The sequence below is a fragment of the Salegentibacter maritimus genome (genome assembly GCF_016236975.1).
Taxonomy (GTDB): domain Bacteria; phylum Bacteroidota; class Bacteroidia; order Flavobacteriales; family Flavobacteriaceae; genus Salegentibacter; species Salegentibacter maritimus.
The window spans coordinates 1-12,477 of record NZ_JAEHNY010000007.1; the positions used below are offsets into that span (position 1 = coordinate 1).

Below are 12,477 nucleotides of genomic sequence, written 5' to 3' on the forward strand. Positions count from 1 at the left end.
CTAATTTCATTTTTTCCGGATCCCAGTTTATAAATTCATTCTTTTTATAGCTTTCATTACATAATAAAGCCGGTGCGGCTGCACGGAACCCAAAAGCAGGATCTTGGGCTACCGAGCCATTTTCACGAATTGCCATAAAGAAATTGGCAAAATGGTCATAATGCGCTCCTTTGTAGCCATCTTCTGCCCGGTAAACGGTTTCTAAAGGTGGAACCAGCTTTTTACGATCTGGCCTGCCTGAATTTTCTTTTGCTTTTTCTGCCAGGAAAGGATCATCACTTCCTCCACCGGCATTGCGCTTTAATGTAAGGCTGTCCCAGGCTATATCCATAGAACCTTTACTTCCTACCAGTTTTAAGAACGTACTTCCGCTGGTACCGTCAACAAAATTACAACGCAAGGAAAGGTTAAATGCCGGGTGTTGTTTTGTATCGGGGTAATCAAACATTCCTAAAAGTACATCCGGTACTTCACGCCCGTCATCCCAGTGGCGCAATCCACCGGTTGCCGCAATTTTATTGGGGCCATACGAATTGGTAATAAAATGAAGACTGGAGAATAAATGCACAAATAGGTCGCCGGCCATACCCGTACCGTAGTCAAGGTAATTTCTCCATCTAAAGAACCTTAAAGGGTCAAAAGGCATGTCTTTGCTTATAGAAGTATACTTCTCCCAATCTACGGTTTGGGTAGAGGCATCTTTGGGGATTGGATACTGCCAGGCACCCAAGGCCGAATTCCTGGCCCAAAAGCCTTCAGCATAATTAAGCGTTCCTATAGCACCGGCTGCCAATAGTTCTCTGGCCTTTTCATTACCCAAAGAAGACATTCCCTGGCTACCTACCATGTAGATTTTTCCAGATTTCTTCCAGGCTTTTATGATATCGTTTCCTTCTTCTACACTATGTACCATTGGTTTTTCACAGTACACGTGTTTACCTGCATTAAGCGCATCAACACTCATTTTTTTGTGCCAAAAATCGGGGGTGCCAATTATTACCGCGTCAATATCACTGCGGTTTAGCACTTCCTTATAATCTTTGGTAAGGAACAAACTGCTGCCCCAACGTTTTTTAGCATCTTCTAAACGCCCATCGTATAAATCACATACGGCCACAAGTTCTATATTCTCGTGCTTTAATGCCGTATTGGTATCGGCAACACCCATTCCCCCGGCACCAATTAAAGCGATTTTAAGGATTTTGTTTGTTGAAGTCTTTGCAGCTCTATTCAATAAATTTACTTCTTTCGCTTCTGCAGCAAAACTGGACGGGATTACGGCCGCAGTTGCGCCCACTATTCCTAAATTCTTAATAAAGGAACGTCTGTTATTTTTCATACTATATAAATTTTAAAACTATAAAACACTTAAAAAAGTAGACCGTTATACGTATAGAATATATAACGGCCTATTTTAAGTCATATAAACTCTTTTAGTGATTACTTCAAGTTTAGTAACCTGGGTTCTGTTCAAGATTCGGGTTTAAAGAAAGTTCACTATCAGGAAGAGGAAGATATTGATCTTCTTCTAGATTATAACCATCTTCAAATTTAACTTCAATTAGTTCATTAGAACCTCCCCTTACTTCTAAAGGATAAATTTTATTTCCAATTTCCCACCTCTTTATGTCAGACCAATACAATCCTTCCAATGCAAATTCAATCCTTCTTTCGTGTCTTAACAATTCTCTAGCTTCCGTAAAATCTAAATTCGCATTAATTGAATACATATTGACATCATTTCTTTCAGTTCTTATTCTATTGATCAATTCTATAGCCTTAGGGATATTTTTTTCTTCGCCTTCAATCAATGCTTCGGCTTTTGAAAGTAGTATATCAGCATACCGTAAGACTATAAAATTCAGTGGAGATTGGGTAGGTACTATTTGTTTATCCTCAATGGTATACTTTCTAATACCATAACCTACCTTTTGCCCTGTATGATTCTGAATTTCATCTGGATATAGTTGATCCTGAAAAGATGCTCCTGGTCTTAAAATTGTAAAGTCAAGTCGTGGATCTCGGTTTTCAAATGGTTTATCTGGATTTATATTTGTACCATCAATCGTCTCATACGCATCAACTAAATCCTGAATGGGTGCTACAGAATTAGAACCGGAAACACCGTTTTCTAAATTCTGAGGTTGCCAGTATCTATCAAAAATACTGCCCTGGGAAAATGGGCCATCCATAAACTGTACATCAAAAATAACTTCTTCGTTATTTTCATTATCCAGATGAAATAACCCCTCATAACTTGGAAATAAATCATATTCTCCTAAGGCAATTACTTTATCGGCATATTCAATAACCTGCTCCCATTCACTCTGATATAAAAAAGCACGCATTTTCATACCTAAAGCTGCTCCTAAAGTGGCCCTGCCTTTAACTTCTGCATTAGTTGGAAGTAAGGATATTGCCATATCATAGTCTGAATGAACCTGATTCCAACTTTCTTCTTTAGTTGATCTACTAAGTGTCCTTGCTTCCTCAACCGATATTGGCTCTAAAATTAACGGCACACCTCCATAAGTATTTACCAATAATGAATAAAAAACACCTCTAAGAAAGTATGCTTCACCTTTCATGGTTTCTTTATCCTTTACATCCATATCTACCCTATCTATATTGGCTAGAAATGAATTTACACGGTTAATCCCCCTATATGCATCAGTCCATCTTCCAGCAACTATGCCTCCATCACTTGGCTGTATAGTACCGTTTCCAACCTGCATATGCTTACCTTCCCAATGAGCCCATTGGAATGCATTGGGACTCATGGCATCTTCTCCTCCTCCATATCCATAAATATACCTATCCTGTAATACATTATAAATACCATATAGGGCCATCACCGCATCATCTTCATTTTGCCAAAAATTTTCCTGTACTATTCTATCATCTGGCAGTACACTAACAAAATCATCTGTACAAGAACTCATTACACTCAAGAATAGTAAAATTTGAATATATTTAAACTTCAAGATTTTCATCTGTAATATTTTAAAAGTTAATATTTAGTCCAATTGTCATAATTCGGGGGGCTGGATAAACATAGCCTCCAGAGTCAAAGGTGCTCCTTTCCGGATCAAAACCTTCATAATCATTATTAACAAAAGTATATACGTTAGACATATTCATATATGCCGTGGCCGATTTCAAGCCTAAATCATCCATAATAGATTTAGATACATCATAACTAAGTTGTATATTCTTAATCTTTAAATAAGAAAGATCACTCACCCAAAAAGATGACTGTCTTCTATTCCAGGTATCATTTACTTTAATACTAGGCAGCGAAGAACTGGGACTATCTTCAGTCCACGCATTTCTCCATCTTTTAGTAATTGAACCACCTGAGATTCCAAGTGGTTCCGTCCAGGCATTTTGAGTATAAGACGAAACATCAGCGATACCTTGCGCTACCATATTAATACTCCAGTTTTTGTAGGAAGTTCCTAAACTTAAACCATAAGTAATCTTAGGGACCGTATTTCCCATTACTTTCTTATCACGATAATCTATCTTTTGATCTCCATTTAAATCATCATATTTCAAATCTCCCGGTTTAGGTTGATAACTGTTTTGAGGGATATGTTCGGCAATTTCCTGTTCAGATTGATAAACCCCTATTGCATTTAAGCCATATAAAGTGTTATAGGAAAAACCTTCTCTAATTAGGTATAATTGATCAGGAGAATCATCTAAGAATCTTTCTACCTTATTCTCTATAAATGAAACATTACCACCAATATTATAAGTCCAATCTTTCTCATAGGTATGAGACTGATAGTTCACCAGGAGCTCTACTCCTTCATTTCTCATTTCCCCAATATTTTGGATGGGAGAAGAAACACCACCAAGAATTAATGGAACAGGAAGGCGCACTAAAATATCTTCTGTCAATTTGTTAAAGTAATCGGCTTCAAAGCTAATTCTATTGTCAAGGAAGGTCGCTTCTAAACCAATGTCTATTGATTTAGTAGTTTCCCATGAAATATCCCTATCCACTAATTCAGTAATAGCGGTACCTGGTACAAATTGATTTTGAAAATTATAACTGGTTCCATTACTCTGTGTAACTGTAGTCAAATAAGGGTAATTACCAGCAATTAAGTTAATATTTTGATTCCCCAGCTCTCCCCAGGATGCTCTAAGCTTCAACCTATCAATACTAGTAATATTAAAAAAGTCCTCCTTACTGATATTCCATCCCGCTGAGAACGAAGGGAACACGCCCCATTTATTTCCTTTTCTAAATCGTGAAGAAGCATCGGCCCTTAAATTGGCCTCAAACAAATATTTCTGATCAAAATTATAATTAATTCTACCAAAGTAAGAAAGCATTTTCCATTCTGTTCGGTTACCATTGGCGATCGCATTTGAAGTAGCGGCATCAACTTGATGTATTCCTTCTTTAGGAGGGTCAGATTTTTGCGCACCTGTAGTTTTAATCTCATTTGATTCTACTTGCATTCCCAAAATGGACGAAAAATTATGAACCTCATTATATGTCTTGTCAAAATTAATTGTATTAAAATTCACCCAATAAAACTCATTACTATTATTTCTTTGATTTGTAATAGTTTGTTCGTAATCCAGAGGTAAAGTTCTAAATCCATCTTCAGTATAGGCATAGTTCAACTCATTATATCTGTCAGTTATCCCATTTGTGACTTGACCATTAATCGTAGAGTTAAATTTTAAATATGGAGACAAGCTCACCTCCACTTTACCACTAACGTTCAGATAGTTAACCACATTCAAGGTTTTACCATTAAATAAGTCTGGAAATGGGTTTCGAGTATCGACTATTGGTTTTCCAGCATTCTCACCTTGCTCATAAATAGCTTGAGTAGCTCCAAATTCACCATTACTGTTATACGGTGAACTAAAAGGATGACCATTCATCGTTAAATATAACGCACGTGAAATTTCATCATAAGGACTTTCGTACTTTTTTCTACTTGCCTGAACATTACCCTCTACTTTTAACCAATCCTCAACTTGATTGGAAAGTGACAGGTTTATGCCGTATTTTTCTGAATTCGTATTTCTAACTATACCTTCCTGATCTCTAAAATTAAAGGATAAATAGTAATTACTTTTTTCAGAGCCTCCACGAATTGATACATTATGCTCTGTGATAGGTGATGTTCTAAAAATCTCTTCCAGATAATTTGTATTTGGGTATCTATATTGATCATCACCGGTACGAAACCCCTCGATAACATCTTGTGGAAATAAGGGATCTCCTCCAGAATTGGTGACAGCAATATTCCATATGTCCATATATTCAGCACTGTTAGTAATTAAATCATATTTTCTTCCTATCTGCTGTAAACCGAAATATCCGTTATAACTAATTTGAGCCTCTCCCCCAGTGCCTTGCTTTGTTTTAACCAAAACAACTCCATTAGCAGCTCTACTTCCATAAATTGCAGCAGAGGCTGCATCTTTTAATACTGTTATTGATTCAATATCATTTGGATTAATTTCAGAGAGTTTTCCTTCTACCCCATTAATAAGCACTAGAGGACTGGAATTATTTAAAGTACCTATCCCCCTAATTCTTATAGTTGAAGCATCTTCCCCGGGTAATCCCGAATTTTGACTCACCCATACACCTGACATTTTCCCCGAAAGGGCTTGAGATGCATCTGTTACTGGCCGGTTCTCAATGGTTTCGTCAAAATCCATTGAAGATAGTGCCCCAGTAAGATTTTCTCTCTTCTGAGTTCCATACCCAACTACTACCACTTCATCTAATGCCGCAGCGTCCTCTTCTAACACGATATCGATTTCGCTACGGTTGTTTACCTGAATTTCCTTTGCGGCATAACCTATATAGCTAACTTTTAAAACAGCATCTTTAGGTACATCTATAGAATAATTCCCGTCAAAATCTGTCATTACGCCATTAGAAGTTCCTATTTCCAAAATATTCGCAGCCGGAACAGGCATTCCGGTTTTAGCCTCCGTAACAGTACCGGTAACTGTAAGGGTTTCTTGTTGATTTTCGCTATTTATATTGGGTAACCTATTAGATTTTTGTGCTAGTTTTTTTACAACCACTTGTTTATCTGAGATTTTATAATCAAGACTGGTATTGCTAAAAGCACTTTTTAAAATGTTTTCCAGGGAAGCCTTTTTTAAGCTCACAGAAATCCGTAAATTCTCTTGTAAGATATCATCTTTGTAAAAAAACACAAATTCGGTGTTAGCCTGAATTTCTTCAAAAAATTCAATTAGGTTTGCATCCTTAAGGGCAATATCTATTTTAGTCTGGCTGTAGGAAGAATTAGCATAAGAGGAACCAAGCCCCAATCCTATTAGGATTAATAGTACACGCATAATTTTTACTAAGTTTCGTGTAAAGTTATTTAAATCAAAACATGACCTAAATCTTTCATTTTTATTCATAATTTTGTTTTTCGTTAGTTTATTTTATTCTACATAAGTAAGTTAACTGACCCGGCCATAAGATGTTGGCGCATCTTATGGCTTTCTTTGTTATTTTCATTCCATATTTTCCAGTTTATTAATTGTTATTAATCCGTTTTCTTTAATATTATAATTAAAGTTGGTTGCATTCTGCAAGGTTTTTAATACTCCTTCTACCGAATCTTTTAAATCTAAGTAGCCCGAGAAAGTTTCGCTTTCCATATACTGCTCCTGAAACTCAATATCCACATTATAGTACCTTCCTAATTTTCCCATGATATGTTTCAGGCTATTATTCTTAAATATTAAAACACCTTCTCTCCAGGAAAAATAATTTTCTACCTCTACATTTTTGGTATTCACCTTTGGGCTGGCCTTATTATACACAGCCATGGTACCCGGTGTAATTTTTGTTTTTTCCTCTGATTTAAAAAAAGAATCTGATTTATAGCTAATTTCTACACTTCCACTTTTAAGCACCGTTTTAATATCTTTATCCTCAGGATAATTACTAACATTAAAGACGGTACCTAGCACTTCAATGGTATGCCCTTTAGATAGTACTTTAAAAGGATGTTTTGCATTATGTGCAACATCAAAAATTGCTTCTCCTATTAAAAACACCTCTCTGTTCTTAGCTTTAAAAGTAGCGGGGTAAATCAGTTTCGAGCCAGAATTTAACCAAACCATTGTTCCATCTGATAATTTTATTTTAGATCGTTTACCATAGGGAACTATTAGGGTATTAAACTCATTGGAATTATCTAAAGTAACTTCCTGTCTTTTCCCCAAAGAGTCAGCTATATTTATTTCCCGTCCTCCAGTTTGATAAGCAATACTTGAATTATTACTTTGTATTACCACCTTTTTATTTCCACTTAAAAATAACTGTACATCTTGTTTGCTTTCACTTTCTATACTTATGTCTCCTGAAGATTCCGCAAATTTTGCAATAGAGGATTCTGAGAGATTGTATTTATAAAAGCCTAAAGTAACTATTAGCAATATAGACGCTGCTATTGATATACTATAAAACAATCTTTTCCTTCTTGTTTTATAGGCATAAGCAGATGTAATAATCTTGGCTCTTAATTCTTTTTTTTCTTTCTCGTTCATTAAAATGAAATTAATCTGACTTTCAATTAATAAGGTTTTAGCCAGAATATTAGACAGTATTCTTTCCTATAAGAAAAGTAAATAGAGGCCTATATATACATAAGCACCATACTTATAATATATAGACAAAATTTTTAAGTTTTTTTTAAATAAATATACCTGAGACAGTTAAAAAAAGTGAAATGCAATGCTTTTTAAGCACTAATATTGCACGGTAGACCAATGTTCTGGAGGTTGCAATACTAATATTCATAGTATTGGCAATTTCATTATATGGCTTGTTTTCAGTAAATCTTAAATGTAATGCTTTTTGTTGCCTCTTTGTAAGAAATGTTAAGGCCAATTTTAATTTATCTTTTTTTTCTTTTGAATACTCCCCTTCAATGATTTTCTCTTCATAAGATAATTCAGTTGCCACTGTTTTTTTCTCAAAAAAGGAGTCTTGTAAATTTATACACTTTTTGGAAGACTGTTTTCTATATACTTTTCGCTTCAGCGATCTCAACAAATAATACTTAACATTAGAAGGAGAGGCTATACTGTTACGATATTTATATAAATCGACAAAAAGATCATGAATAGCGTCCATAACGCGAATTTTGTCTTGAACCTTTTCCATTCCATATAGAAATAACTCATCTACATAAAGGTCGTACAACTGCCCTAAAGCGTCCATATCTCCTCTCTTGATCTTTTCCCAGAATAAAAAAGCTAAGTCTTCTACCTTTTCTGGGTTAACGCTCGAGCTTACCCCTGAAGAGTGTTTACAGTCTATAACACGGCGAGATTTTTTCGTCTCTCTACTATTAAAATCATTTAAATACACACTGAAATGCTCATCAACTTCATCCTTAAATATCCTCTTTCCTTCAATGTATTCCATTTTTAATTTAATCCTTTAATTATTAAAAATCTTAAGAATAGTATAATCTGTCCAACAAAGAATATTTAATGATTTCAAGTAGTAACTAATTCTGGTCTCGACTTTAAAAAAAACAATAAAATTAATTACAGAAAACAAAAAATTGAACCGACCGAAATTAACAATTATTTCTATATTACCAAATTATCAATCGTAACCATATTTTTATATAATGTAAATTATTTTCAAGATAAATTAACATTTTTTCACAACAATAACCCCGAAACCACAAGAAATAAGCTAACGTGAATATATTTAGAAATAGCTATTAAGGATACAGTGTTCTTAAAGAAAAATGATAGATTCTAAAAATAAAAAAACTTAATAATTTCAGAATCTTATGATCTGAAATTATTAAGTTTACTCAAAAAAAATTTTTAATATTTATTATTTTTTATCAGAAACAACTTTATATTCGTGGGTCTCAGTAAATATTCTTCCAAACATATCTTCAACTCTTACTTCTATGGTATGTACTCCCTCGGCCAATTTTGTTGGTATCTTACCACGCCAAAGATGTTTGCTCTTTACAGGATTTGAAGGACGCCTACCTGAAAAAAGCTCTTCGGTTAAATCCCATTCGTAAACCATAGCTACATACGTGGGATCATATTCTTCCACATACTTCATCCTAGACCATTTTCCATCATCAACCCGGTATTCTACTTTGTCATTTTCGCTTCCCATAAAATAATTAACAAAAATCCCCGCTTTGGTATTTTTATCTTTGGCCACCACTTTGGGAGAAAATATTTGCATTCTATAATCTTCCGACTCTCCCGCCACCTGATAATCTATAGTATATTTATTCTCCTCAAAATTTATAATCGCATAACCTTTGGGTGTACCATCACGCATAGTTGAAATTGGAACACCTTTATCATTTAATTTTCCAGAATACCAGTCTCCACTGGTTGTTCCTACATTAAAATGATGGTGAGGCTTTTCTCCTAACCAACCATCTTCTTTTTTAAAATAATCCTGTCTTTGAATGTGGGTGTGGGCCGAGAGAGAAAGGGTATTTGGAAAATCTTTAAGTATTTCAAAAAGCCGCTGCCTATCTTCATCTCTAAAAACATCGCCTTTGGGCTCACTAAAAGGTATGTGTACCGAAATAACAATTAAATGATCTTTAGGGACGTGTTTTAAATCATTTTCAATAAAATTAAGCTGATCTTCCCTAAAGCCACCCCAATATCCTTTATTATCTCGTGGATCTGGATACAGTATATCGTCTAATACAATAAAATGAACCTTTCCATAATTAAAAGCATAATTAGGAGGTCCAAAATACTTTTCAAAGGTTTCATCACTATCCTCATCCCTGTCTACATCAAAGTTTAAGTCATGATTACCTATAACATTATACCAGGGCAAATCCAGCTTACTTACAGCATTGATGTAAGGATCAAATAAATCTAAATCATCTCCTACAAGGTCACCCAATGAAATACCAAATACTATATTTTTATTTCTCTTCACCTCCGAGATTAATCCCTTTTCAAAATAAGCCACCTGAGCTTCATTGTACATTTGCGGATCACCAAATATCAATGCCGAAAAATTTTCCTTTTCTTTTTCATTCTTAATCAAAGGGAAATTCAACTCTTGTGGCAAATCACCTGTAACTTCCACTCCGGCATATCGCAAATTAGGCGAGCCTTTAGGTTTATGGTTGTAGTAAAATAGTGGTAAGTTATTTTCATCTACCGGATAATTATATCCAGAAGGTTTTATCACAGAGATAATAAAATCGTTAGATGCGGGTAACTTATATTCACCTTTTTCGTTGGTTAGCACCACATCCTCCCCATTGGTTACAGACACATTTGGAATTCCTGATTCATTTGAATCTAACTTTCCATTCCGGTTTTTATCCTCAAAGATCTTTCCGGTAGCATTTTGAGCAGCCAGAAATCCCGGAATGGTTAATAGTAAACAAGTAATAAGTTTTATTTTTTTCATATTAAAATATTTTGGAGGTGTAAATTTCAGTTTTAAACTTATTCCTATTGTTTATAGAACGTGATTAAAAGGTTATATCTTCCAAAGCCACTTCCGGTCACTCAATAGAAAAGGTAACTTTCGGGATCTCTGAAACGATTTCAAAAAGCTTTTTCAGCCATTCTTTTTTCAACCACTTTTACTTTTACGCTAAAACAAATAAAAAAATAACCTTAAAGCCTCCGTAGAATATCTTTTCAGATTAATATCTATCATCAACCTTAACTTTCATCAAATAAACAAACAAAATAATTTAAAATCAAAAATAAGTATAAAAAATTACTTTTTGTTTGTTTTAGTTTCTTTTTGATAATATATTTGAATCAGAATTTTAGTCAAACAAAGAATGAAAAAGACAAATACCTGTGAGAATTCAGAAAATAATTCTTTTAAAAGAGACCACATACTTTCTAAACTAAGCTCTTCTTCAACCTGGGATGTTATAATTATTGGTGGCGGGGCTACAGGTCTTGGCACTGCTCTCGACGCAAGTTCCAGAGGTTTAAAAACATTACTTTTAGAGCAAGCAGACTTTGCAAACGGAACTTCCAGCAGAAGCACCAAACTGGTACATGGCGGTGTAAGATATCTTGCACAAGGAAATTTGGGATTGGTTATGGACGCATTAAAAGAAAGGGGCCTTATGATTAAAAATGCTCCTCATCTAGTGAAAATGCTTCCGTTTATAATTCCAAGCTATAAAGCCTGGGATAAATATTACTATGGAATTGGGCTAAAAATTTATGATTGGATGGCAAAAAGCCTAAGGTTTCAGAAAACCAAGTTCCTAAGTAGAGAGGAAACTTTACTTCATTTACCAAATTTAAATACAGAAAGCCTTAATGGAGGGGTGCTTTATTTCGACGGCCAGTTTGATGACACACGCCTAGCTATAAATTTAGCGCAAAGCGCCGCAGAGCAGGGAGCAGACCTTCTGAATTATTTTGAAGTAACCGCACTATCTAAGGATGAAGATAAAAAAATTACCGGTGTAAAAGCAAAAGATATCGAAACCGGTAATTCATATAATCTCAAATCGAAAGTCGTTATCAATGCAACGGGGGTTTTTGTGGATAATATTCTTAAAATGAACGATTCTTCAAAAACCCCATTAGTTAAAGCAAGCCAGGGAATTCACCTTGTTCTTGATAAATCTTTTATGAAGAGTGATCACGCCCTTATGATCCCCTCCACTTCAGATGGCAGGGTATTATTTGCTCTTCCCTGGCATGAACATCTTCTTGTAGGAACTACTGATACCCCGGTAGAGCACCATCTTCTTGAACCTAGCGCTCTCGATAGCGAAATAGATTTTATTCTAAACAACCTTGAAGAATATCTTGCAAAAAAACCATCAAAGAAAGATATTTTAAGTGTTTTTGCAGGTCTTAGACCATTGGTACAGCCCAGTAAAGACAAAGGCACAAAAGAAATCTCCCGAGATCATAAATTAACCGTTTCCAGATCTAAGCTTGTTACCATTACAGGTGGCAAATGGACTACTTATCGTAAAATGGCTGAAGATACCGTAGATTTAGCCATTGAAACCGGAAATTTAAAAAACACACCCTGCAAAACAGATCATTTAAAAATACATGGTGCTACCCGGAAGGTAACTGGAAATTATTTAGATATTTACGGAAGTGATGCAGAATTAATAATGAAATTAGCCAAAGATGAACCAAAATTACAAGAACGACTTCACCCGGAATTTCCAGTTATAAAAGCAGAGGTAGTTTGGGCTGCCAGAAAAGAAATGGCAAGGACTATCGAAGATTTTTTAGCCAGAAGAACTCGATTATTATTTTTGAATGCCAGGGCGGCTATTGATGCTGCAGAAGAAACAGCTAAAATCATGGCTGATGTTTTAGGGAGAGATACATCCTGGATAGATCATCAAACAAAAAACTTCATTAAAATGGCACAAAAATACCTGCCCGAACCCTATAATCCAGTAAAACCAAAATCTAAAGAAATAGAAACCAAGTAAA

Annotated in this window: 7 protein-coding genes; 1 reads left to right on the top strand and 6 read right to left on the bottom strand. The window is 35.0% G+C overall.

Annotated elements, in window-relative coordinates; genetic code table 11:
- The 6 genes from I6U50_RS08795 to I6U50_RS08820 all read right to left on the bottom strand — a co-directional run.
- Nucleotides 1-1,339: Gfo/Idh/MocA family protein (locus I6U50_RS08795; RefSeq protein ID WP_198638578.1), on the bottom strand; the 1,339-nt coding region annotated here is incomplete at its 3' end.
- A gap of 112 nt (nucleotides 1,340-1,451) precedes the next feature.
- On the bottom strand, nucleotides 1,452-2,993 hold the full coding sequence (locus tag I6U50_RS08800; protein ID WP_198638579.1) for a RagB/SusD family nutrient uptake outer membrane protein: 1,542 nt from the start codon (nucleotides 2,991-2,993) through the stop codon (nucleotides 1,452-1,454).
- 10 nt (nucleotides 2,994-3,003) lie between these two features.
- Nucleotides 3,004-6,354 carry a TonB-dependent receptor gene (locus I6U50_RS08805; protein ID WP_198638580.1) on the bottom strand — a complete coding sequence of 1,117 codons (3,351 nt, stop codon included), beginning with the start codon at nucleotides 6,352-6,354 and terminating at the stop codon, nucleotides 3,004-3,006.
- Nucleotides 6,355-6,519: 165 nt separating this feature from the next.
- Nucleotides 6,520-7,560: a FecR family protein gene (locus I6U50_RS08810; protein ID WP_198638581.1), complete on the bottom strand. Its 1,041-nt coding sequence runs from the start codon at nucleotides 7,558-7,560 to the stop codon at nucleotides 6,520-6,522.
- A gap of 145 nt (nucleotides 7,561-7,705) precedes the next feature.
- Nucleotides 7,706-8,443, bottom strand: coding sequence for an RNA polymerase sigma factor (locus I6U50_RS08815; RefSeq protein ID WP_198638582.1), 738 nt, complete (start codon nucleotides 8,441-8,443; stop codon nucleotides 7,706-7,708).
- A gap of 426 nt (nucleotides 8,444-8,869) precedes the next feature.
- The gene (locus tag I6U50_RS08820) at nucleotides 8,870-10,447 is read right to left on the bottom strand and encodes a calcineurin-like phosphoesterase C-terminal domain-containing protein (RefSeq protein WP_193711721.1); all 1,578 of its coding nucleotides are present in this window, start codon (nucleotides 10,445-10,447) and stop codon (nucleotides 8,870-8,872) included.
- A 385-nt stretch (nucleotides 10,448-10,832) separates the two neighbouring features.
- On the opposite strand from I6U50_RS08820, the gene I6U50_RS08825 reads away from it, so the two are divergent.
- A complete protein-coding gene (locus tag I6U50_RS08825; protein ID WP_198638583.1) occupies nucleotides 10,833-12,476 on the top strand; it encodes a glycerol-3-phosphate dehydrogenase/oxidase in 1,644 nt (547 codons plus the stop codon).
- Nucleotide 12,477 lies beyond the last annotated feature (1 nt).

Bases quoted from the DNA above. Each gene is read 5' to 3' on its own strand.
- I6U50_RS08800 (WP_198638579.1), bottom strand. From the start codon at position 2,993: ATGAAAATCTTGAAGTTTAAATATATTCAAATTTTACTATTCTTGAGT.
- I6U50_RS08805 (WP_198638580.1), bottom strand. From the start codon at position 6,354: ATGCGTGTACTATTAATCCTAATAGGATTGGGGCTTGGTTCCTCTTAT.
- I6U50_RS08810 (WP_198638581.1), bottom strand. From the start codon at position 7,560: ATGAACGAGAAAGAAAAAAAAGAATTAAGAGCCAAGATTATTACATCT.
- I6U50_RS08815 (WP_198638582.1), bottom strand. From the start codon at position 8,443: ATGGAATACATTGAAGGAAAGAGGATATTTAAGGATGAAGTTGATGAG.
- I6U50_RS08820 (WP_193711721.1), bottom strand. From the start codon at position 10,447: ATGAAAAAAATAAAACTTATTACTTGTTTACTATTAACCATTCCGGGA.
- I6U50_RS08825 (WP_198638583.1), top strand. From the start codon at position 10,833: ATGAAAAAGACAAATACCTGTGAGAATTCAGAAAATAATTCTTTTAAA.